Consider the following 24,174-nt stretch of genomic DNA (forward strand, 5'->3'; position numbering starts at 1 on the left):
GTTACGGCAGCCTCTTTTAGAAGAGGATGCGAATTGCCATCTGCATCTGCCGCTCGGAGGCCTGGCGCGTGCTGGTGACACGTCCGAAGTTTCCGTCCGTGACGTTGCCGTCAGGGTTGGTGAACTGCGGTGTGTTCGTTACGTTAAAGACCTCACCGCGCAGCTCTGTCTTGAAGCGCTCGGTGATAGGGATGGTCTTGAACATGGAGACATCGCCGCTGACGCTGCCGGGGCCGAAGAACTGGTTGCGTCCTGAGGTTCCCTGGCGTCCCGAAGGAGCGACGCTGTTGAAGGCTGTGGGGTTGATGTAGTAGCCCGACACGCTGCGGGTATAGATGGGCTGCGTGCCCGAAAGATCCGCACGGATGCTGGTGCCTCCACCGTAAACGGGGAAGGTGACGCTGAAGGGCGTACCTGTCTGCGCCTGCACGATGGTATTCATCTGCCATCCGCCGACGACGTAGTCAAGACCACGATTCATGTTGCGGCCGAAGGTCTGGCCGCGTCCAAAGGGCAGGCTATACAGCGCGCTGGCAACGAAGACGTGACGCTGATCGAGCGAGCTGTTGCCCTTGTTCAGCTTGTGATCGTAGAAGTACAGATCGCTGACCGCATAGAAGCCGAGGTAGCCGTTCGTGTTGTCGAGATTATGCGCCCAGGTGTAGGACGAGGTGAGGTTAAGGCTCTTCGAGGCGCGGTAGTTCAGCTGCGCCTGCAGGCTGCTGTAGTGGCTTACGCCGTCGTTGATGTTGTAGACCACCTGACCGAGCGTGGGAAATGCCGTTGGCGCGGAGGCCGAGGCGGAGAAGGGCTTGCTGTTGAAGTTGTAGCCGGTGGCCAGATGCGTGGAGATGTTGCCCACGTAGCCTACGGTTGCGACCATCTTCGGTGTCAGTTCCTGCTGTATCTGCAGGTCATACTGCTGCACGGTGGGAATCTTCTCTGTCTGGCTGACAGCGAAGACGTTGGCTCCGGCAAGCTGCGAGGTCGACGGGAGCGGTAGAGCATTCGTCGCCTGCGTGCTGTTGAGCGAGCCGTTGATGGCATTCTGTCCGGTGAAGGTGACACGATAACCGCCGGTGGCGTAATAAGAGGTGCTGCCACCGAAGGGCACCTGCTGGCCGAGCTGATTGTCAATGCCGCCACGGTCGAGGAAGTAGAAGATGCCGTAGCCGCCACGGAGTACGGTCTTACCCTGACCGTAGAGGTCATAGGCGAAGCCTATACGCGGAGCGAAGTTGGTGTAGCGAGTGTTGATAATGGAGCGCGCTACACCGTTCTGCCCGGCGAGGAACTCCGTAGGATTACTACTGGAGCTGTTGGGGTTGAGAGCTGCCTGACGGTTGTACATCTCAGTGGGATAGGTGATGAGATCCCACCGAACCCCGAGGTTCAGCGTCAAGCGGCGGCTGACCTTCCAATCGTCCTGACCGAAGATGCCAGCCTCGTAGTTACGCGTGCCGAAGAGGCCGTTCTGCGCGCCGATGCTGTAGTTATCGGCGAAGCCTGCGAGGACCTCGGAGACGTCATAGCCGGTGAAGTCACCACTGCCAAGCTGGAAGTAGCCCTTGCCGGAGATGGGGCGGAAGAAGGCCACCTCGCGACGGATCACGTTACCGCCAAACTTGAAGACATGGCTCTTGAACGTGTAGGTCAGAGCGTCGTTGATCTGGTAGGTATTTTCGGGCACAACGTAAGTTCCGTAATCACCGGTGTACTCAAGCTGGCTGCCGTTGCCGCCGATGAGCGCGCCGCCGCCAAGCTGCGTCGTGCGATTGGCATTGACGATGCCGAGATTCTGCGAGATAGGCTCGTTGCTGAAGACCGGCACATTGGCAAACGTATAGCGGGTGTAGCCAGCGCGGAATTCATTGACGGTGTTGGGCCCGAAGATGTGGGTCTCCCCCAGAGCATAGCCGCGAGCATGGACGTAGTTAGCTCCGGAGGCGAAGCCTGCAGGCAGGTTTGGAAACTCAGACGTGCGGGTGAAGTTGCTGTTGTCGTAGCTGAAGCGGGCAAAGAGACGATCGTTGGTGCCGATGTTGTAGTCCAGGCGCCCATCTGCCGTGTTGTAGTGAGTGACATTCTGACGGATGGTGCGGTAGTTGCTCTGTGTACCGTTCAGAATGCCGGGAATGTTCGGCAGAGGATAGGCATTGAGATAGTTCACACCGGATTGGTTCAGGCGGCTCGTTGGAATGATGTTGCCGGCGAACTGCTGGCAGGTCGTGGGGTCATAGATGCCGCCGTTGACCACGGTCGAGGTGGCACCGGGGACACCGCAGATCGAAGGAGCCTGCGTCGCGCCGGTTCCAAGCAGCTCACTGAAGTTGCCCTGACGCATGAGCGCGGTTGGTACGGTGAGGATCTGGGGATTGAGGGGCTGGCTCTCGCGGAAGCCGCTATAGTCGCCAAAGAGGAAGAGCTTGTTCTTGATGACCGGGCCACCGAGGGTACCGCCAAAGGTGTTGCGCTTGAAGGGCAGTGGTGCTGTCGGGCTTGCACCAAGAAACTGATAGTTCGGGCTGGCGTCGAAGAGGTTGGAGCGGGCAAACCAGTATGCCGATCCATGAAAACTGTTGGTGCCGGACTTGATAGAGGTCTGCACGATGGCTCCGCCGGCTCGGCCGAACTCAGCGGGAGCGGTGCTGGTGTTGACGCGGAACTCTTCGGTGGCCTCGACGTTGGGAAAGAAGTTGAGGGTGTTGACCAGGCCTTCGTTATTGTCGACGCCGTCGAGGATGTAGTTGTTGGCCTGCGGACGCAGACCGTTGGTCGAAAGCGAACCACCGCCCGAGGAGTTGTTGCGGAAGGTCTCGGCATCGCCATTGACGCCAGATGCTGAGTTGCCATAGTTGCCGCGGGTGACGCCCGGGGTCAGCAGAGCCAGCTGGGTGAAGTTACGGCCATTGAGAGGCAGCTCCGTGACCTGGCGTCCGGCGACGACCTCGCCCATGGAGGAGGAGCCAAGCTCGATGGGGGGTGCGGCTGTCGTAACTTCGATGGTCTGATTGGAACCACCGGCGTTGAGCTGGAAGGTGATGGTCTGAGTCTGAGAGACCTGGAGCTCGAAGGTCTGCGTCGTGGTCTGGAAGCCATTCATGGTGGCGGTGATCTTATAGATGCCACGGGGAAGAGCGGAAAAGTTGAAGTTACCGGCCCCGTCTGCAGTGGCTGTCTGCTTGGCAGCGGTCTGGGTGTTTTCGATGGTGATGGATGCGCCAGGGAGGGCCGCTTGCGTGTTGTCCTCAACAATGCCGGTCACCCTGCCGGTGTCGGTCTGAGCCTGAAGTGAGGATGGGGTGAAGCTTAGCCAGAGTGCCGCAAGGGCAATCAGCAGATAGAGAGGAAAGCTTCTGAACTTATATCTCATCGGGGTAGTGCCTCCAAAAAAGCCACAGCCGGGACAAAGCGTCACCACCGGGCAGCGTGAATTTCGATGAAATGCGTGCAGCAATTCCATCTCCCCGGCGTCGTTTTGTGATGAAAGACGAATCCACAGATAAGATGCCTGTTTTCTAATATTTGATGAATTGTTTCAACTGAAAAGAATGCAGGCGATGGGCTGTAAGTGTTACATTTTGGGTAGCAACCAGTATGCGGCAGGTCTCAAATCCCGTTCGAGTTGCCTTTGGTACGTTTGAAGCGGACCTCTCCAGTGGAGAACTGTGGAGAGGGGGTTTCAGAATCAAACTCCAGGGACAACCCTTCCGGGTACTGGCCGAACTTGTGCAGCGCCCGGGTCAGGTGATTACCCGGGAGGAGCTCCAGGAACGCGTCTGGGACCCGGGCACTAACGTCGACTTCGATCACTCCCTGGGCACAGCTATTAATAAGATCCGCGAGGCGCTCGGTGACAACGCCGACAACCCTCGCTTTGTGGAGACGCTGACTCGCAGGGGATATCGGTTCATCGCTCCGGTGACATTGCTTGATACCCCTTCCCCGGCGCCTGTTCCGCTGATCTCAGATGCTGGCACGGCTCCCAACTCTGATGAGACAGAGCCAGAGGCATTCGCCGCAGCTGCCGAAGAAGTACGGAATCCCTCTGCAAAGGCCGAGTTGCATGGACGCCACTGGATGCGGTGGCTGCTGGTACCTGGTTTGCTTGCGGCTGCGACAGCAGGTTATTTCATCGGACGCAGTCGTGTTGCGCCGCAGGTTCCTTCGCTGCGACAGATCACCCATGCGCAGAGAGTGCTACCGGGTGGGGATGCTCTGGAGAGCTTTCCCGTCACAGTGACCGATGGTCTGCACCTGTTTGCCTCTGTGATTCGTGACGGGGGGGTTCATCTTGAACGCATCACCATCGCCGGAGGAGGGAGCGAGCCGATTGTGTTGCCGGACGAGATCGCGGGACCGGCAATTGCCGATATCTCCCACGACGGTTCGCATCTGTTGGTGAGGAGCCATGCCTCGAATCAATCGGAGCAGCCTCTGTTTATAGTGCCTGCGTCCGGCTGGTCGGCCCAGAGGATGATGCATGTACTGGCTCACGATGCGACGTGGATGCCGGACGACCAGAACGTACTTTACGCGGCAGATAACGAACTCTTCGAGACGTCGCCCAACGGCTCGGCATCGGTACACTATGCATCCCTTCCGGGGCGGGCCTTCTGGTTGCGTTGGTCGCCGGATGGAAAGGTCCTGCGGTTTACACTGTTCAATCCTCTGGAGCATACTCTGGCGCTGTGGGAGCTGAGTGCGAAGGATCATCGTCCTCATCCTCTATTGGGGGACTGGTCTCCAGCCCGCAAGGTCTGCTGTGGCAATTGGCTCCCCGACGGCGGTGGATTTGTCTTCGAGGTCACACAGGGAGCGGCTTCGGATGTATGGCTACTGCGCAAAGGTTCATCGCAACCGGTGAGGCTAACGGATGGTCCGCTGGCCTACCAGGGGCCGGTACCAGCACGGACGCAGCAGAGGGTTTTTTTGACGGGTATGTCGTCGGAGGGCGAGGTGCAGCTGCTGCATCCGGGGGCACACGAATTCGTGCCGGCGCGTAGTTTCTACAGCGGAGCGCATCGGTTGGAGCAGACGCGCGATGGCAATTGGATGGCGTGGGTGGATACGGATGGGCGTCTGTGGCGCGCCCGCTCCGATGGTTCGGAGCTGCTGCAGCTGACGCCGGGCGATCTGCAGGTGTTTTCGGCGCACTGGTCTCCGGACGGTTCGCGCCTGGCTCTGATGGCGAGAGCGACATCGGGCGCGTGGAGCATCTACCAGGTGCTGGCGGACGGCAGCGATCTTGAACCGCTGTTGCAGAGCGATAGCAATGCAGCCGATCCGACGTGGTCGCCGGATGGGAAGACCATTGTGGTGGGACAGGGGCCTGACCTAATGGGAAAGGATGCGGCTCCCCGAACGATACAGATGCTGGATGTGAAGTCGCATCAGCTGACGACGCTACCGGATTCGCGTGGACTGTTCAGTCCGCGCTGGTCGCTGGATGGACTATATATAGTCGCGCTGTCGCTGGACCAGAAGCAGTTGCGACTTTATGACGTTGCGAAGAAGCAGTGGCGAGTCCTTTCGAACCGGTCTGCTGCGGACCCGGTGTGGTCAGAGGACAGTAAGTGGATCTATACCGACGCCTTTATGGACTCTGGGCAACCGGTTTACAGAGTGTCGATAGCTGACGGGCATATCGAAGAGCTGGGCGGGATGGCGAATCTGCACTCGACCGAATTCAGCGACATGGTGTTGTGCGGGCTGTTGCACGACGGAACAATCGCGGTTCGCGCACGTTTGACCACAGCGAACCTGTTTTCACTGGATCTGGACAAGAAGAATTAGCCCGTAGCCTGCTGAAAATAAATAGCTTCTCTGTTGAAGAAAAGTTAAGGTGAAAAAGCAGCCAAACCGATTGCCTAGATGTGCCGCCAAATGATGATGTTCGGTCATGCGCAGCAGCTTTGTTTGTCGTCTTGGTATCCTCGTCATCGTACTGTCTCCGTTCACGATAAGGGCGCAGCAGCTTCGTTTCACAACGAACGGTGTGACCGCAACAGCGAATGGAACGACGCTTGAGGTCACGGCGCTTGCGGACGACAAGCTGAGAGTTCGTGAGTGGAGGACCCAGGCTCCAGAAGATGCATCATGGGCTGTGCTGCCTGCAAGCCGTACCAGTCAGGTAGCGATCAGCGAGGACGTCCGGGGATTCCATACGCAGAAGCTTTCTGTGGAGATAGGCGAAGGACTGTCGCTGAAGATCAGCGACCGAAGCGGTCATGTGCTGCAGGAGGACACCGGTCCTGCGCGGTGGCGCGGTGACGGCTTCACGGTCTTCAAGCGACGAACCGAGAATGAACACTTCTTCGGGCTCGGTGATAAACCCGGACCGCTGGACCGCACCGGCGAGGCGTTCACGATGTGGAACACGGATAGCTTCGGCTGGCAGGAGTCTACGGACCCTATCTATAAGAGCATCCCGTTCTTTCTCGGCGAGAGGGAGGGGCGCTACTACGGCGTGCTCTTCGACAACACGTGGAGGTCGTCGTTCGACTTCGGGCGCGCGAACGATGAGGAGTACAGCTTCGGCTCACTTGGTGGGCCGGTGGACTATTACTTTCTGTATGGGCCGGAACCGCGTGATGTAATGGCGGCGTATGCGTGGCTGACCGGGCCTGCGCCTCTGCCACCCTTGTGGTCGTTCGGCTTTCAGCAGTCGCGCTACACCTATTCGCCTGAATCCCAATTGATGGATGTCGCCGCTCGACTTCGCAAGGACAAGATTCCAGCAGATGCCTTGTGGCTCGATATCGATTTTCAGAAGAACAATATGCCCTTCACGGTCGACCCGGTACGGTTTCCGCACTTTCCTGAGATGGTGAGCCAGCTGGCGAAAGATCACTTCCACCTGATCGTGATCGCCGATCTGCATGTTGCTGACAAACCAAATATTGGTTACGCACCGTATGACTCGGGCGTGGAGGGTGATCACTTTGTGAAGAACCCCGATGGGACGACGTATGTTGGACCGGTGTGGCCGGGACCGTCCGTGTTCCCTGACTTCACCAGGCAGCAGACGCGGCAGTGGTTTGGCACGTTGTACAAGGACTTTGTGAAGGACGGCGTCTCGGGCTTCTGGAACGACATGAACGAGCCTGCGGTATTTCGCTATCCGTCAAAGACGATGCCGCTTGATGTGCAGCACCGCATCGACGAGCCGGGATTTGTGACTCGGACCACGAGCCATCGTGAGGCGCACAACATCATGGGTATCGAGAACAGCCGAGCGACCTATGACGGCGTGCTTGCGCTACGTCCGAACGAACGTCCTTATGTGATGACCCGTGCGAGTTATGCGGGGGGGCAGAGATATGCGGTAACGTGGACTGGCGACAACAGTTCGACGTGGAATCATCTGCGCATGACGATTCCGCAACTGATGAATCTTGGTTTGAGTGGGTTCAGCTTTGCGGGAGCGGATGTGGGAGGGTTTGCGGGATCTCCACCGGCCGACCTGCTGACGAAGTGGCTTGAGGTCGCGGCGTTTCAGCCGATCGACCGCGATCACTCGGCCAAGGGAACGCGGATGCACGAGCCATGGGTCGATGGACCGGAGCAGGAGGCAATGCGCCGCCGCTACATCGAAGAGAGGTATCGTCTTCTGCCGTATATCTACACGGTGGCCGAGGAGACCTCGCGCGACGGCATGCCGATGATGCGTCCATTGTTCATGGAGTTTCCAAATGCCGCGAGTGATGGCACCCCGATGGATCTGATTGCGGGTGGCGCGGAGTTCATGCTGGGCCCGGATCTCCTCATCGCACCGAATCCATCGCCGGAGGAAGTGGCGCCGTATGAGCTGCATCTGCCGCCGGGAAGCTGGTATGACTACTGGACCGGCAAGCCCGTGGGCGTCGCGACGAAGACGCAGGCACGTGATGCAGAGGTGCGTGACGCTCTGCTGCAGAACCAGCAGATCTTACTGAAACCGGAGATGGCGACGGTGCCGGTGTATGTACGGGGTGGGGCAATTCTACCGCTGCAGGAGCTGGTGCAGAATACGGATGAGATTCCGAATGGTCCTCTTACGCTGCGGGTCTATCTACCGGCTGCAGGGGAGAGATGTGAGGGCTCCATTTATGGCGATGACGGCCACTCGTTGAACTACCGCAAGGGCGATTTCTACCGTAACAACATAACGTGCGCTGTTGCCCGCGACGGTTCGGTCACTATCAAAATCGATGCACGCGAAGGGGGCTATCGCCCCAGATGGAAAAACCTACGCGTTGAACTTGTGGGGGCGGTGCACCCGCTGAAGGAAGCCACGTTGAATGATGTCAAGGTTCCAATCACGAACAGCGATTCTAAAGCGAGTATGGAGTTTGAGTACGGCTCGAATGTGATGCAACTTATTGTTCGGTAAGGTTGGATAGATCGGAACAGTTCGACAAACTTGGGCGTAAACTGCCCAGGGGACGGCGCAATTCTAGCTTGTATTTCATATGAAAATCAGCACCTCATCCAAAAGCACTCAGACTGGAAATTTACGCCGCTGTGTAGAGATTTCGGCTCCGTGTGAAACGGCGGCAAGAGCGATCAGCGCTAGTCCGAGCGCGCAGACTCCGCTCCAGCTGGCGTGTTGCCAAGCGAAAGCTCCGGCGGCTGAACCCAATGCTCCAAAACCGAAGTATCCGGTCATGTAGACGGTGTTGATTCTTCCGCGAGCGTGCGGATCAATACCAAAAATCCGTGTCTGGTTTGCGATTTGAGCTGCTTGCAAGCCGGCATCGAAGACGACAATTCCGACTGCGAGCCCAACCAACTGGTATCCCGCGAGCCACAACAGCCCAAAGCCCAAAGCTTGCAGAGCTAACGCCCAAGCAAGCAGAACACTAGAGCCCTTCCGGTCGGCCGTACGTCCCGCGAACGGTGCAATCAGCGCTCCAGCCGCTCCAAGAAGTCCAAATGCTCCCGCAACTCCAGGTCCGAAGCGGAAGTGTGGCGAACCGAGAAGAAAGACTAAAGTCGTCCACAGGGCGGAGAACGCTGCCATCGACAAGCCGCCAACGAGAACCGAGTTGCGCAAGACACTGCTTTGAAGGAAGAATCCTCCAAGCGAGCGCAATGCTTGTCCATATGCAACCGGGCGCTTTGGATGCAGTCGAGGAAGATAACGGAACAAGACAATTGCGAAAAGAAGATCAAGTAATGACGCTGTTCGGAAGACATTCTTCCAGCCAACCCACTGCCCGAGCACACCCGAAAATGTTCGAGCAAGGAGGATGCCCAAAAGAACTCCAGTCATGACGGTACCGACTGCTCGTCCGCTATTCCCCTCAGGTGCGACCTCCGGCGCTACAGGCACGGCTACATGCGTTACAGAAGCTCCCATCCCGAGGACGATGCTCGCAAGGAGCAATTCGACCAAGTTCGTTGCGAAGGCGATTGCCAACGCTGCTCCCGACGCGCAGATAAACATAATCGTCATCAGTCTTCTGCGCTCAGTTGCGTCACCGAGCGGAGCGAATGCGAGAATGCCACAGGCATAGCCAATTTGGGTTGCAACTACTACTGCTCCCATCGCTGACGAGGAAGCGTGAAGAGATTCAGCCATTTGAAGCAGCAATGGCTGACAATAGTAGACGTTTGAAACGGCGATCCCACAGGCGACGCTAAGGAATAGCAGCGTTCTCGCGTGATGTTGGTCGCTCGCTATTTCATGCGGAGCATCGGGTATTTCCGGAAGGCCACCGATGGTAGAAGTGTGGTCCATAGTCACCTACCGCGATGCCGTACTGCTAAGGGTTAGGTCTTCTCTTGGCAAAGTCTCTTGCCGGAGCCGATATATTCCAGAATTCTTTTCCACTTTGAAGAAGCCGGGAAAAGCGGCGTGTGGAGGCGCAACAAGCAAATTCTCCCGAACCGCGAATTCCAGAGTCTTCTTTCGAGTCTCGATTGCGAGATCAGAATCCCAGTCAAACCGCAGTTTCAGGTCGGGGTGCTCGACTTGAGCAGGTTCGTTGAAGAGGTCGCCTAGAAACATCACTCTGTCGTGTCGGCTCGACAACGTGAAGGCACTCAGACCTGGGGTGTGGCCGGGCAAGAGATGTGAACGCAGACCTCGAAATACCTCCTCGTTATCCTCGAAGGTCTCGACACTTCCTGAGTTCAGATATGGCAAGAATCTCTCAAGCGCTTCGAAGAAAACCCTGTGATGCTCCGGTGCGGATTGCCTACTTTCTTCAGCGATCCAATAGTCGAGTTCTGCCTTGGCGACGTGGAGTCTCGCTTTAGGAAAAGCAACGTTGCCGTGTAACGTCAGCCCCCCGATGTGGTCAGGGTGGAGGTGCGTAAGACAGATATCGGTAATGTCTGCGGGACGGATTCCGACACCCGCCAATCCGGCGATCAGCTGACCCGATTCAGGTGCGAATAAGTCGCCGCCACCCGCGTCGATGAGGATTCGTTTGCCATCTAGATAAATCAAGAAAACATTGTTGGACCAGATGAGAGGATTCGGGAGAATCTCCTCGATCCGTTTTTTCTCAGCCGCATCTCCGTCGGGCTCTATCACAGTGACAGGGACATACAGCATGCCGTCCTGTAAGGAGACGACTTCTACGTCCCCAATTTTGATCGCGTAATGTAGCGTTTTTAAATCTTGATCAACGAGCGCCATGAGCTCTTCCTTTCGAGTGAGGGGCTACCAAGAGCTGCCGGATAGGACTTCCCGCGTTCCACATAGCGATATCTTCTACGGCGTCTTGATAAAAGAGTTGATAGTTCTCCACCGTTACGTAACCGATGTGTGGTGTGGCAACTACATTCGGCAGGCAACGGAATGGATGGTCCGATGGAAGCGGCTCTTGGTCATAAACATCGATACCAGCACCGGCGATCCGGTTTTGCGATAGCGCCGTGACAAGTGCCGATTCGTCGACGATTGGGCCGCGAGAGGTATTCAGCAGAAATGCCGTCGGTTTCAGTAGGGCAAGTTCGTTAGCGCCTAGGAGCCCACGCGTCTCATCCGTGAGCTTCGCATGGATTGTGACAACATCAGAGGTCGCCAGCAACGCAGTGAGACTATCCGCACGCTCTACGCCTAATGCGGAGGCTCTCTCCGATGAAAGCCTCGGACTCCACGCCAAGACCTTCATGTCGAACGCCTGGGCAAAGCGAGCGACGTTCTCTCCAACCGCCCCAAGGCCGACGATGCCTAGAGTTTTACCTGAAAGGCCTGTGCCAAGCGCAGTCTGCCACTTGCCATCGGCCCGAAGAGCAGCGGATTCGCCGGGGATGTGCCGCACGAGTGCCAGTAAAAGACCCCACGCAAGCTCAGGTGCGGGCGATACAAGAGCATGTGTCCCACATACGGTAATCTTCAGCTCTGCAGCAGCCTCTAAGTCAATGGAGGCGTTGTACATCCCGGTAGTGATGAGTAGCTTGAGCTTAGGCAAGGCTTTCAGTAGTGCAGCATCGAAGGGAGTTCTCTCGCGCATTGCTACGATGACGTCAAATTCAGCGAGCCGAGCCGCCCTAGACTCAAACGAAGGTAAGTATTCTGTAATACTCGTGACCGACGCATTGGAGAGTGACGCCCAGTTCGCCAGTTCAACGGCGCGCCCTTGGTAATCGTCGAGGATTGCACACTTTAACATAGGAGTCCTGATGTTCGAGATCGCAGGTGCCGAATGTGAAGACCGGTATTCTGCTGCACATTTAATCGGATTCACCTACGGAAGATACGAATTGCCCAATCTTCCGGAATCCGTGCTTGTCTCGAAAAACATGAGGCTTTGTCTTTAGGTGTGATCTCGATTGTTAGAAAATGGTCAGAGAGGAATCTGAACTCCATGGCAAGTGAACTCTCATTGCTGGTTGCAAAGCATGTGCAGCGTGAAGGGGTCATTTCGACCGCTTTGGCACACCTCTACCTCTACCGATATACCTCGCTGTCTCCGTCAGAGCGAGGTATTCCTGGGCCTTCTATCTGTGTAGTGGTGCAGGGGGCAAAGCAGACAATGCTGGGAGATTCGTCTCATCTTCAGCCTGCGGGAGACTACATGATTACCCCGATTGACTTGCCTGTCACAGGGAACGTCGTCAAGGCATCCATCTCAGTGCCATTTCTCGGTCTACGCTATGACCTCGACATCAATCGAATCGCATCCTTCTCCCTGGACAGCGATCTGAAGTCAGCAAGACGTACTCCGCGGATACATGGTGTTTCTTTGAGCCGTATGACTCCAGACTTGGAAGATGTATTCGTGCGTCTTCTCAAGCTGTTGGATCGCCCGGATGATATCGCCTTCCTTGAGCCGCTTGTAAGCCAGGAAATTCTCTATCGGCTTGTTCAGAGCGGACACGCGGATATGTTCGAAAAAATAGTCAGTTCCGACGGACACATACATCGCATGGCTCGTCTCATTAATTGGTTGAAACGGAACGTAGATCAACCTCTTTCAGTAAAGAGCATCGCCCACGAAGCTAACATGAGCAGCTCTGTTCTTTATGAAAGCTTTCATAACGCGACGGGGATGAGCCCGATCCAGTTTCACAAACAATTGCGTTTGCAAGAGGCTAGGCGCATGCTGATTTCAAGCGACCTCGACAGCGCCTCCGCAGCGATTAAAGTCGGGTATAAAAGCCCCTCACAATTCAGCCGCGAGTACACGCGGCTGTTCGGACGCTCTCCCGGACGCGATATTCAACACTTCAGGAGATTCAGCATGTCGTCGAACAGCTGTTCAGAGGAGCCAGGTATGCAGAACGGCGCTTCGATCTAGAGTGACGCGAGGCCCAAACAGATCTGTTGTCGCTAACTTCATGTAGGCCGCACTGTCGGTGATTGCCTGGTGACTTCGACCCTGTCACTGATCGTTCACTTTATTCGCAAACCTGCCCTCGATAACTTTGACCCACGACCAGCCAGTCGCACGCAATTAATGACAAATCGCCGAGACATTCATTTACCCATCGACGCTTCACCGGCTCTACTACTAATTGAGACGAGAATCGGTCAACGGAGGTCGACTCCTCAGTATTAATCCGTTTCAGCTTCCGAATCCCGTTCCCGGAGGGATAAAGAAAAGCTCATGAAGCATGCGTCAGCAGCAGGGTTGGATGCGGTCAAATGGCTGGCCCATATGGCGCGAGAGCAACGGTGCCGTACGGATTGAAGATCGTGTCGTTATGTGCAGCCGCGAAGCTCCACATCTGGCGCAGTAGCTCGCGGCGCGCCTCTTCTTCTCTTTCAGGAAGCTGTGGCCACGGAGATTTGGATCTGTGGGGCGCTCCGTTCATTGGTCCCGGCGAGGCCAGATTCGTCAGCTCGTGCGGATCGTCGCGAAGGCTGTAAAGCTCATCAAAGTCGAAGCCGTTGTAGACGTACTTCCAGTCCTTGCTCATCACGATGCGTTGTGTGTAGTAAAGCTCCACACCATTCAGCTGGAAGTGGGTCATCTCTCTCCACTGCTTCGGCGCTTCGCCCTTGATCCACGGCAACAAACTCTTTCCAGAGATAGGGGCTGAACTTGCGACACCCGCCGCTTCCAGCAGAGTTGAGGCATAGTCGACATGCTCCACAAAGCCGTCGAGACGTCGTGCCTTCCCATTGGTGTAACGGGGCCAGCGGATAATCGCCGGGACATGATAGGCCTCACGGAAGGATGGGACTCCCTTCATCCAGAGGCCGTGAGCCGCTGCGTAGTCTCCGTGATCCGATGTGTAGATAACGATGGTGTTCTCGCCCTGTCCTGTCGCTTCGAGTGCATCGAGTAGCTCGCCGAAGAGAGCATCCTGCATGGAGCACTTAGCATAGTAGTGACGAAGTGCTTCTTTACTCTCGTTGTCGGAAAGCTGCGACCAGTATTGATAGCGCTGACGCTGATAGACACGCGGTTTGTCTTCAAGGTTGTCCCTGTAGCTCTCAGGGAGCACGGTCTTGTCGATGTCGTAGAGATCCACGAACCGCTGCGGTACGTTATACGGATCGTGCGCACCGCTGTTGGAGACCATGATGCACCACGGCTCGCTGGCGGCGGCCATCCTGTGCATGCCGTCGATGGCGGCACGAACAATCTTGGTGTCGTTCAGATCATCGTATCCAGTCGGTCCATGATTTGGCAGCGTCTTGTAGAGCTGGAGGTTTGACCATCCTGGACGAATAATCTCGCCGGGACTACGTTCATCGCCGTTCGCCAGATCCTCGTGCGCCTTCTGCAACTGCCTGGAGCGATCGTTCGCCTTCGAGCTCACCGTGTCCTGCTCCAGTGAACTGAGGTTCTCGAACCCGCAGGATTCAGGTGTGATGTCGCGCCCGACGTGGAGCTTGCCCGCGTAGCCCAGCTGATAGCCGGCCTGCCGCAGATCCTTGCCCCAGAACGGCGTGCCCTCGTAGGGATTGAAGTGAATGGCCGTATTGGTCGAGACATTGTTATAGACTCCGTGCTCGGAGGGGTAGCGCCCGCTCATAAAGCTGGCGCGCGAAGGGCAACAGTGTGGTGCGGGGCAATGCGCGGAGTCGAAAGTGACCGCATCTCGGCGAAATCTGTCGAGATGCGGCTTAATAACCGGGCTCTCCGGCAGAACGGTGGCGCCATTCTGCTGATCGGGCATGAAGATGAGAATGTTCGGTGCATTTGCAGCACGAGAACCTTTGGCTGCGGCATTGCCCTGCGCCGCAGGTTGCTGGGCGGAAGCCTCAGGCGATCCTCCGGCAGCAAGCGTCGCCGCAGCCATGGTGGAGAGGAAGTGTCTACGATTCATGAGGCTCCCGCCCTTTCTGAAGCAGTTTAGAATACGAACCTTCCGCCCACCTGAAGCTGGCGGGGAGAATACGATGAGGTGATGTAGCCGAACGACGCTGCACCATAGCTGGCCGCAGGTGTCGTCAGATTGGTATGGTTGAGCGCATTCGTTGCCTCTCCACGCAGTTGGAAGACACGCCCTTCACCGAAGCGGAAGCTGCGGATCAGAGAGAAGTCGAGCGAGGCGAACCCCGGACCACGAAGGCTGTTTCTCCGCTGCGTGCCAAACGAATACGTTGCAGGCTGCGCGAACGATGCCGAGTTCAGCCAGAGCTGCTTCGGCCCACGCTCCGACTCCGAAAGATACGGATTGCCAACAATGTTGGCTCGCTGAGAACCGGACGAGAAGGCATTTGTATTGTTCGTATTCGTCGCTACGGTAAAAGGTGCCCCACTGTAAGCACGCGTCACATTGCCGACCGTCCAGCCACCGATGACATGCCCCAGAACTCCTGTGCTCAGATAGCGGCGGCCAGGTCCCCAGGGGAGTTCGTACAACGCCGAGAAGACCAATTGGTGACGAATGTCATTCGAAGAAGGGCCGTAGTCCGAAGCGCGGTCGTAATAGTTGGAGTAAGCACCGCCATCGGACCCAAACGAAGAGCCACCCTCAAACGAGTTGTTGAGGAACTTCGCGTACGTATAGGTTGTATTGATGTTGAAGCCATTCTGGAAGCGACGGCTGATACGCACCATGCCCGCGTAATAATTGGAGTCGCTATTGGTGGGGACAACGACCGAGACGGTGCCGAACTGTGGAAACGGTCGGTCCTTCTGTGAGCTGTGACCGACTCCGAGAATGCTCGGCGCAATCTGGTTGATACTCTGCGTCGATCCAGCCAGCTTGTGCGCGACATTGCCGATACCTGAGACGTCGAGGACGAAGGAGCCCGGAAGCTGCTGCTGGATGTTGATATTGAACTGCGTCATGTAGCCCGATCGCTTGTTGAGAGCGTAGTAGTTGACCGCCGTGGTGGCCGCACTTCCCACCGCAACTGCGCCGTAGCTATCGTCAAGCGTAGCGCTTGATGTGGGTGCAGGAACACCGTTGCGAAGATAGAACGGCGCGGTGATGCCGTTGTCCGGAGTCGTGAGCGACTGCGAGGTGCTATAGCCGATCGCCGCGGCGTTCGGTTGTCCCGAGTCGAACGGATGAGCGAAGAAGACGCCGACGCCTCCGCGGATCACGGTGTTGCCGGGAGAGAAGGGCTGCCAGGCAAAGCCGAAGCGCGGGCCAAAGTTGTTGTAGTCGCCGTTGTAGGGTGTATTCCGATAGCCGTTGATTCCGAGAAACTTGATAACTCCCGGCGTGCCGGAGACGGGGTTGATCGCGTTGGGATCGAAGCTGTTCATGCGATTGTTTACATCGACGATGGGTGTATCCGTCTCCCAGCGAAGGCCTAGGTTCAGAGTGAGCTTTGGCGCAACCGTCCAATCATCCTGAACGAAGGCCGCCCAGTAGTAACTATGACGATCAAGCTGCTGGGTCGATGCAGCAGCAAATGCCGTGGGAAACCCAAGGACGAGCGAGGCGAGGCCGTTGCCTGTTGCTGCATTGCTGGGAAGCCCCGTCGGTTGCGTAGCAAAGGTGAACGAGCCAGAGGCAGTTGACAGACTCTTTTCCTCATCCTCCGAGCGACGGACCTCGAAACCATACTTGAGTGAGTGACGACCGATTACCTGGCTCAGGTTATCGACCAGCTGAATGACATGGATGGGATACTGCTGGCGCTCCTGCGAGGTGCTCCCCAGGGGGCTGAATCCTGATGGCGCAAAGTTCGGAAAAGCATTGGACGATACACCGGTCAGTCCCAGTTGGGCCGGATAGTCTCCACCCACGCCATCCGCAAACTGGTGGTAGGTTCGCACGTCATAGAGGAAGCGCAGATCGTTCACGACTGTGGAAGAGAAAGTATGTGCCCACTGCGCATACCCGATATGATCGTTCGACGTGCTGTTGGTCGTTGGATCGGCGCCACGCAATGGATATACCGAAGCGTTATCCGTTGCACCGCGCGTGAAGATATAGCGCAGCACAAGACGATCGTTCGCCGTCAGATTGTGATCCACGCGGCCGAGATAGAAGTCCGTGTTATTAGTGAGCAGATCATTGGCGCGATAGTTGTTCGCTCCAGACACATTATCAGGAGTACGGTTCGGCAGCGGATAGTAGTTGAGAACTGCAGCTGCAACCGGGTCGATGCGGCTCTGCGGGATGATGTTATTGGCGAAGCGCGAGCGAGTGGTCACGCCTCCGATGGTTGTCGTCGTTAGCGGATCGTAGATCGGAATCAGCTTTCCGGTAGAGTCATATGTCTGCGAGAAGTCACCACCGCGCTGCAATACCGTAGGCACGGTCAAGGTTGTTGTGGAGCCGGTCTTTTGACGTGTTCCTTCATAAGAGAAGAAGAAGAACGTCTTGTTGCGAACGACGGGACCTCCGATCGTTCCGCCAAAGACGTTGTAACGCAGCTTCGGCTTCGTCGTCGCGAAGTACCCCGACGAATCGAAGGCATCGTTGCGGATGAACTCATACGCGGTACCGTGAAAACCGTTGGTGCCTGCCTTGGTGTTCTGAATGATGATGCCGCTGGCCGAACCGCCAAACTCTGCGGCGTAATTATTGCTGATGACACCGATCTCCTGCACGGCATCAGCCGGAGGGCTGACCTCGTACGATCCGTTACCGATGCGGATATTTTGCCCCGAACCACCATCAAGCCACGTCATGCCGCTCTTGCTGCGGCCTCCCGACAGGCTGTAGTTTGAGGAGTCAATAAAAACCGCGCCACCGGTAAGGCCCACGATATTCATCGAGGTTCTGTTGCCCAGCGGCAACTCGGCGACGCTGCGTGCTTCGATCGTCTGGCCGATCGACGAGGTGCTGGTCTCCAGTGCCGCACCATGCTCCGTCACCGTCACACTCTGATCGACCGAGCCGTTCTGCAGCTTGCCGTTCACCTCCAAAACCTGACTGGTGCTGAGGTTGAGACCTTCCTGCAGCCAGCGGCGGAAGCCATCGTGCTCAACGTTAACGCGGTATGTGCCTACGTTCAACGCGGGAACGTTATAGCGACCATCATTGTTGGTCTTTGTACGGATGGCCACGCCTGTGTCCTTGTTGGTCACAATGACAGTGGAGTCGGAGAGGGCAGCTCCGTCAGCATCCGTGATTACGCCCGTGATGGTTCCCTGTGTCGATTGAGCAACAAGAGATGAGTGTGCAACTGAGAGCAAAAAGACAAAGAAGAAGAGCCGTGCGGCATGGCCAAAGCGAAGCATGTTTGTTCCTTTCGTGGTTCGAGCGAGACAGGCGCAGACAGCTGTCATGGAGGGACAGCTGTCCCGGAGCCTGCGCGCAAATGCGTTGAGATTGTGAGGGGTGATTAGTTGTTCAACAACAGCGCATCAAAAGCTGCGGTATCAGCCGACAGCTCGTCAAGGTCACTGCTTGAGATCGCAGGTTCATGACTGAGGATCCGGATACTCCGCGGAGGGAATATGGGTACGGACGATGAAGTCATCGAGGTGCTTGACGACATCGACGTTCTGAGCGGCGATGTCGTGCTGCTCAGAAGGATCTTTGGATAGGTCGTAGAGTTCCAGCGGAGCGCCTCGCTTCAGGCGTACTGCTTTCCACCGCCCCCAACGTGCCGCCTGCCTAAACTCCGGCTCGTAGAACTCCCAATACAAAATGCGATCAGGTGCCTTACGAGAAGGATTGAGCAGGAACGGCTTGATGCTGAGACCGTCAGAGTTCTGCGGCGACGCACCAGCAAGATCAAGAGCTGTCGGCAGGAAGTCAGGAAAATACGTAGGTACGGAGCAGGTCTTGCCTGCAGGTACGTGCTGTGGCCAACGCACGATCAGCGGATCGCGGATACCGCCCTCGTACATATCGCGCTTGTAGCCCTGCAGGATACCGTTCGAGTCAAAGAAGTTGACAACCTTTGTTTGCTGCTCTGTCGGCTCAGAGCGCGGCCCGTTATCGGAGGCGAAGAACACGACCGTCTGCTCATCGATGCCGGTCGCCTTGAGCGTATCGAGAATTTCTCCGATGCCACGATCCATGTACTCGATCATGGAGGCGTAGGTCTTCTCATCGTTGTCCCACGACTCGTTGGCATAGGAGCCTTGAGTCGGCGCGATATATGGGCTGTGCGGACTCGAGTAAGCAACGTACAGGAAGAAGGGATCGGCATGATTCCTGCGGATGAACTCCTGCGCATCCTCACTCACGATCTCGGTCTCATAACGTCCCTGTCGCTTGTCACTGTTCTCAGGAATCTCAACGATCTCTTCGTTGTGATAGCGGCGATGGGGGAAGTAGCCCTGGCTGCTTCCATCCTGGGTGAGCCACCCCTTGAACTCATCAAAGCCATGGCGCGTAGGAATTGCCTGCGGTCATAGCCATCAAGATGCCACTTCCCAACCAGGCCTGTGTGATAGCCGGCCAGCTTCAGATAGTCAGCGATGGTGCGATCCTGCGGCAGCAGAGAGGCACGACGAATCTCCTCCTTGCCCTTGAAGCCGACTCGACCAGCCGCCAACGCGAAGTTATCTCGCACACGCGTATGCCCCGTGTTCAACCCCGTCATCAGGGTGCTACGCGATGGGGAGCAGACTGGAGCACCGGCGTAGGCATCTGTAAACTGGACACCTTCGCGCGCAAGACGATCGATCGTGGGCGTGCGGAACTTCTTCTGGCCATAGGCTCCGGTATCGCCATAGCCCATATCGTCCGCAAGGATGAAGATGATATTGGGGCGACGATTCCCGCGAGCGACGGAGGCAAGAGCCGATACCGTTGAAGCCGCAAAGGCAGACTGCAGAAATAATCGTCGCGAAATCTTATCAGGAATAACAGGCATGCTTGATCTCGGCTCGGTAAGCCACTGGAGGAAAGTACATAAAGCGGCTCTGCCGAAACAACAAACCCACTCCGAGAGAGTGGGTTACATGCGATAAAGCAAAAAAATATCGCTACACCTGAATTAATTCAGGACACACCACTCGTACTGCAAAATGCTTGCGACAACAACCGCAACAAAGCTGCTTCAGAGTGTTGATCATTATGTTTAAAGTCTCATGGATATCGAACATGGTCAAGCTGCCCTGGAACCCTGATGAAGGGCTGAATAGGTCTGGTCAACCATATCTCTTCTGATAAGAGAGCCAGGTTTGACCATGACCTCCTTGAGGTTGGACATTCATGTTCGTTCAAGGAGTGCGGGCTTATTGGCAAGCGCTCGCCAAAATTATTGATAACTCGGATTGCGGGTTGTCCTCTAAAGTCGTCAAAGACCACTTTCATCTGAGATGAGCTTCTACTTCCCTGTCCGTCCACGCTTTGTGCTCATAAGAGACTTTGTTCATTTGCTTGGTAAAGCCTACAAACCAAGTGAGGACACTTCGTTTGTGCTGCTATGGTCTCTCAATGGTCTAAATCTCTGTTAGGAGTTCGCTTGTAGATTTGGCCACTCGGTCCAATCGGCCTACCCATTTCCAATGAAATTTAAACATCTCCCTCCCGAAAGATCGACCGCGCTTACCGTCTGCCTAAGAATAGATAACCGTATGACAACACAGAACGAATCATTTCGCGTGATCTCCCTTGCCGCGGGAATGCCTGCTCTTCATCTGTAGTTCCGGAGCACGTTTCCATGCTATCTCTGGGCCGATGTAGTAAGCTTTTTACATGAATCGCTTGACCCAGAACCGCGCATGTTGTGGCGCCTGTATGGTACACGCATACCTGTGTCTTCTGGCTGAGCGAGATTCCTGAAAGGACTGATTTTTTCAGGAATCGAACCGATGACCCACCGCCAGAGGACTTGGCCGGTGGGTTTTGTTTTTGTAGCAAGAAGGAGAAGTCAGACGTGAGTGTTCCGGAAATTCAGGCTGAAGAATTGAAGCATCGCCTCGATCTTGGCGACAAACTTTTTTTGTTGGATGTTCGCGACGAGTACGAGTTCGAGATCTCCAATATCGGCGGGCATCTGATCCCTCTACCCCAGCTCTCGAAACGCCTCTCAGAATTGAGCGAAAACGAGGAGATAGTGGCTGTCTGCAAGCACGGCCCGCGCGGGGTAAAAGCGGTCGAGTTCCTGCAGAAGCACGGCTTCCAGAAGGTCTCGAACCTGCGGGGCGGGATTCATGCCTGGTCGGACCGGGTGGACCGCAAGGTTCGCAAATACTAGGTCATGGACAAACTGGCGGTTTGAAGGCAATTTCATTTTTTATGTAGTTGCCGGTATGCTTCCGCTACAATCTGGACGCATTAGATACACGTGTGCAAGGAGTCTTCCGTGGCTGACACAACGAATCGCTCTTCCCTCGGCGAACAGGCAGCATATCAACTAGCGAATGTGACCAAGACTGCTCCTATCTATGGAGCGGTGACGCCGAGATGGCTGGTTCGGCTGCTGGACTGGAAGCCCCTCGAATCCGGCATCTTTCGTCGGAACCGGGTCGTCGAAGAGAAGCCCATCGATGTGCTGTGCGGGCATGTCGACGACTCCGAGATTCCTGAGACCTACGCCGATTATGAAGAGACGCCTCGCGAGTATCGCCTGAGCAGCATCAATGCGCTGGTCAACGTGCAGACCCGGATCAGCGATCTCTTCAGCAATCCCTACGACCAGGTTCGCGAGCAGCTTCGCGTCACCATCGAAGGCGTAAAGGAGCGGCAGGAGAATGAGCTGCTGAACAACGCCGATTACGGCCTGCTGAACAATATTGCCGACTCCCAGAAGATTTCGACGCGCAAGGGCGCTCCGACACCGGACGATCTGGACGAGCTTCTGACGAAGGTGTGGAAGGAGCCCTCCTTCTTCCTGGCCCATCCGCGCGCTATTGCCGCCTTCGGCCGCGAGTGCACACGCCGCGGTGTGCCTCCTCCTACGGTGAATCTCTTCGGCAGCCCCTTCCTTACCTGGCGCGGCGTTCCGATCATCTCGACCGACAAGATACGGGTTACCGGCAAGGTGCCCAAGACGCAGATCCTGCTCATCCGCTCCGGCGAGCGCAAGCAGGGCGTCATCGGCCTCTTTCAGCCTGGACTTCCGGGCGAGCAGAGCCCCGGCCTCTCCGTGCGCTTTGCCGGGATCGACAAGCGCGGACTCGCCTCCTATCTCATCTCGCTTTATTGCGCGGCCTCTGTCCTCACAGACGACGCCATTGCAACGCTGGAGAACGTTGAGGTAGGAAACTACCATGAGTACAAGTGATCCGCAGTCGCTGACAGTGAACGCCGAACAGCTTCGGAGCGATGCCGATGCGGTACCAGGCCACGGTCCGCTGGCCGGCGACGTGCCGGCGCCAGAGCTCATTGCGCGCATCGCCAATGAGCTCTTCACGGCGCTTCCAGGTTCTCTTGATCTTCCGTCTGCGCTGGGGAATGAGGCGACGCTCTCTCCGCCTACCTCGTTTCCCGGCACAGCTCCAGCGTTCCAGCCTGAGATCCCCCTCCCGACCGACAAGCACTTTCCTACGCTGCCGGGCAGTATCGGTCCGGCGCAAGTAGCACCCGTCTCTGCGAACTATCAGGCGGCACCCCCAGCAGTACCCGGTGCGTTGGCCACGGTAGTGGAAGATCTGCCCGTCCAACCTGTCGAGTTCTCTTTTTTGCAGGAAGCGCGTCCTCTCTTTACAGGTCAGCTGCCCACGTCAAGATCGCCCTATTCGTCTGCGACGCTGGACAGCACGGCAGTTCCGCAGTCTGCTCTGCAACAGGGTACTGGCATATTTGGAACGGGTCCGCTCGAGATTCCGCAGCCTGCGACTACGCCACAGACACCTTCGCTTCCAGCCAGCGGTGCTCCTTCCTACCCCGCGACAAAGCAAGCGCCCTTGCCTGCGTTTTCCTTTCTCGAGGAGCGGCGCCCGCTCTTTTCCGATGAGCGATCTCTTCCCGATGTGGTTCCGACGACACCCAGCCACGAGCTGCACACAGTTCCTTCATTCGAGCTGGATCTTTCCAACAACTTCGAGCGCGCACCGGAGATTGCAGGTCTTACCAACCTCAGCTCTTTTGCTTTTTTTGAAGCGGTACGACCTCTGGAGCCAGAGGGAGTAGTCGGGCACTTCGAGCCTCGCAGCTTTGAAGAGGATGTGCCGCGCAATCTCGATGTCACGGCGTATCCCTTCGACGCCGAGACCATCAAGCGGGACTTCCCTATCCTGCGCGAGCGCGTGAACGGACGCCCGCTGGTGTGGCTGGATAATGCAGCCACCACGCAGAAGCCGCAAGCCGTCATCGACCGTCTGAAGTATTTCTACGAGCACGAGAACTCGAACGTGCACCGCGCCGCCCATGAACTGGCCGCACGAGCGACCGATGCCTATGAGTCCGCGCGGGAGAAGGTCCGCCGTTTTCTCAATGCGTCTTCCACCAATGAGATCGTCTTCGTGCGAGGCGCGACCGAGGGCATCAATCTCATCGCGCAGAGCTGGGGACGACGCAACATTCGCAAAGACGACGAGATTGTCATCACGTGGCTCGAGCACCACGCCAACATCGTCCCCTGGCAGATGCTCTGCTCCGAGACGGGAGCGAAACTGCGCGTAGCTCCAGTCGATGACAGTGGTCAGGTGCTTCTAGACGAGTACGAAAAGCTGCTGGGTCCGCGCACACGTCTCGTCTCTCTTACGCAGGTATCCAACGCATTGGGCGTCGTCACGCCTGCGGCGCAGATGATCGAGGTGGCGCACCATTATGGAGCTACGGTGCTGCTCGACGGCGCTCAGTCGGTCTCACACATGCGAACCGATGTCCAGTCGCTGGACTGCGACTTCTTTGTCTTCTCGGGCCACAAGGTCTTTGGACCGACCGGCATTGGCGCAGTCTATGGAAAACCCAATGTACTGGAGCACATGCCCGCCTGGCAGGGCGGCGGCAACATGATCCAGGATGTCACCTTCGAAAAGACGACCTTCCATGGCCCTCCGCAACGCTTTGAGGCGGGAACCGGCAACATTGCGGATGCCGTTGGTCTAGGCGCGGCGATCGACTACCTTGATCGAGTGGGAATGAATAACGTCGCCCGTCATGAGCACGACCTGCTGCTGCGCACTACCGCAGAGTTAGAGCGCATTCCGGGCCTCCGCATCATTGGAACCGCCAAGGAAAAGGCTGGGGTCATCTCCTTCATCCTCGAAGGATTCCGCACCGACGAGGTAGGCTCTCATTTGAACCGTAACGGAATCGCAGTACGGTCCGGCCATCACTGCGCGCAACCGATCCTGCGACGCTTCGGCTACGAGAGTACCGTCCGTGCCTCCTTTGCGCTGTACAACACGCACGAAGACATCGACCGGCTGGTCCGGGCGGTCTGGGACCTTCGCTTAGGCCGCACATCGATTACTTAGCAAGACCCCAAAATATGCCCTTTTCTCAGCAGTTGGGCAGTCAAAA

13 protein-coding genes and 1 pseudogene are annotated in these 24,174 nt (G+C 56.7%); 6 read left to right on the top strand and 8 right to left on the bottom strand.

Annotated features, from left to right (window positions below):
- Positions 1–16: 16 nt before the first annotated feature.
- The gene (locus PW789_RS03715; protein ID WP_299371433.1) at positions 17–3,373 is read right to left on the bottom strand and encodes a TonB-dependent receptor; all 3,357 of its coding nucleotides are present in this window, start codon (positions 3,371–3,373) and stop codon (positions 17–19) included.
- 224 nt (positions 3,374–3,597) lie between these two features.
- Here PW789_RS03715 and PW789_RS03720 point away from each other — a divergent pair, with 224 nt between their 5' ends.
- Together PW789_RS03720 and PW789_RS03725 are read left to right on the top strand one after the other, a co-directional pair.
- On the top strand, positions 3,598–5,796 hold the full coding sequence (locus PW789_RS03720) for a winged helix-turn-helix domain-containing protein (RefSeq protein WP_299371436.1): 2,199 nt from the start codon (positions 3,598–3,600) through the stop codon (positions 5,794–5,796).
- 106 nt (positions 5,797–5,902) lie between these two features.
- Positions 5,903–8,374, top strand: coding sequence for a TIM-barrel domain-containing protein (locus PW789_RS03725; protein WP_299371439.1), 2,472 nt, complete (start codon positions 5,903–5,905; stop codon positions 8,372–8,374).
- A 108-nt stretch (positions 8,375–8,482) separates the two neighbouring features.
- Here the strand turns inward: PW789_RS03725 and PW789_RS03730 are convergent, their stop codons facing one another.
- From PW789_RS03730 to PW789_RS03740, 3 genes are read right to left on the bottom strand one after another with little or no spacing between them, the layout of a single operon-like run.
- Complete coding sequence (locus PW789_RS03730) at positions 8,483–9,724, bottom strand: MFS transporter (RefSeq protein WP_299371442.1); 1,242 nt, start codon at positions 9,722–9,724, stop codon at positions 8,483–8,485.
- Between the two features lie 6 nt (positions 9,725–9,730).
- The gene (locus PW789_RS03735) at positions 9,731–10,630 is read right to left on the bottom strand and encodes an MBL fold metallo-hydrolase (protein ID WP_299371445.1); all 900 of its coding nucleotides are present in this window, start codon (positions 10,628–10,630) and stop codon (positions 9,731–9,733) included.
- Positions 10,617–11,609, bottom strand: coding sequence for a D-2-hydroxyacid dehydrogenase family protein (locus PW789_RS03740; RefSeq protein WP_299371448.1), 993 nt, complete (start codon positions 11,607–11,609; stop codon positions 10,617–10,619). The genes PW789_RS03735 and PW789_RS03740 overlap by 14 nt, the downstream gene beginning before the upstream one ends.
- 195 nt (positions 11,610–11,804) lie before the next feature.
- On the opposite strand from PW789_RS03740, the gene PW789_RS03745 reads away from it, so the two are divergent.
- Complete coding sequence (locus PW789_RS03745; protein ID WP_299371451.1) at positions 11,805–12,737, top strand: AraC family transcriptional regulator; 933 nt, start codon at positions 11,805–11,807, stop codon at positions 12,735–12,737.
- 343 nt (positions 12,738–13,080) lie between these two features.
- On the opposite strand, the gene PW789_RS03750 is transcribed toward PW789_RS03745, so the two are convergent.
- The 4 genes and pseudogenes from PW789_RS03750 to PW789_RS20035 form a co-directional block, all read right to left on the bottom strand.
- On the bottom strand, positions 13,081–14,718 hold the full coding sequence (locus PW789_RS03750; RefSeq protein ID WP_299371454.1) for a sulfatase-like hydrolase/transferase: 1,638 nt from the start codon (positions 14,716–14,718) through the stop codon (positions 13,081–13,083).
- A gap of 26 nt (positions 14,719–14,744) precedes the next feature.
- A complete protein-coding gene (locus tag PW789_RS03755) occupies positions 14,745–18,041 on the bottom strand; it encodes a carboxypeptidase regulatory-like domain-containing protein (RefSeq protein WP_299371457.1) in 3,297 nt (1,098 codons plus the stop codon).
- Between the two features lie 183 nt (positions 18,042–18,224).
- Positions 18,225–19,154 carry a sulfatase-like hydrolase/transferase gene (locus PW789_RS03760; RefSeq protein ID WP_367182475.1) on the bottom strand — a complete coding sequence of 310 codons (930 nt, stop codon included), beginning with the start codon at positions 19,152–19,154 and terminating at the stop codon, positions 18,225–18,227.
- 56 nt (positions 19,155–19,210) lie between these two features.
- Positions 19,211–19,630 (bottom strand): annotated as a pseudogene (locus tag PW789_RS20035) (sulfatase-like hydrolase/transferase); the annotation flags it as partial.
- 1,008 nt (positions 19,631–20,638) lie between these two features.
- On the opposite strand from PW789_RS20035, the gene PW789_RS03765 reads away from it, so the two are divergent.
- The 3 genes from PW789_RS03765 (at position 20,639) to PW789_RS03775 (ending at position 24,128) form a co-directional block, all read left to right on the top strand.
- The gene (locus tag PW789_RS03765) at positions 20,639–20,959 is read left to right on the top strand and encodes a rhodanese-like domain-containing protein (RefSeq protein ID WP_299371460.1); all 321 of its coding nucleotides are present in this window, start codon (positions 20,639–20,641) and stop codon (positions 20,957–20,959) included.
- A 108-nt stretch (positions 20,960–21,067) separates the two neighbouring features.
- Positions 21,068–21,988: a family 2A encapsulin nanocompartment shell protein gene (locus PW789_RS03770; RefSeq protein WP_299371463.1), complete on the top strand. Its 921-nt coding sequence runs from the start codon at positions 21,068–21,070 to the stop codon at positions 21,986–21,988.
- A complete protein-coding gene (locus PW789_RS03775; RefSeq protein ID WP_299371466.1) occupies positions 21,975–24,128 on the top strand; it encodes a family 2A encapsulin nanocompartment cargo protein cysteine desulfurase in 2,154 nt (717 codons plus the stop codon). The genes PW789_RS03770 and PW789_RS03775 overlap by 14 nt, the downstream gene beginning before the upstream one ends.
- Positions 24,129–24,174: the final 46 nt, after the last annotated feature.

Origin of the sequence: Edaphobacter sp. (genome assembly GCF_028283685.1) — a bacterium.
Classification (GTDB): domain Bacteria; phylum Acidobacteriota; class Terriglobia; order Terriglobales; family Acidobacteriaceae; genus Edaphobacter.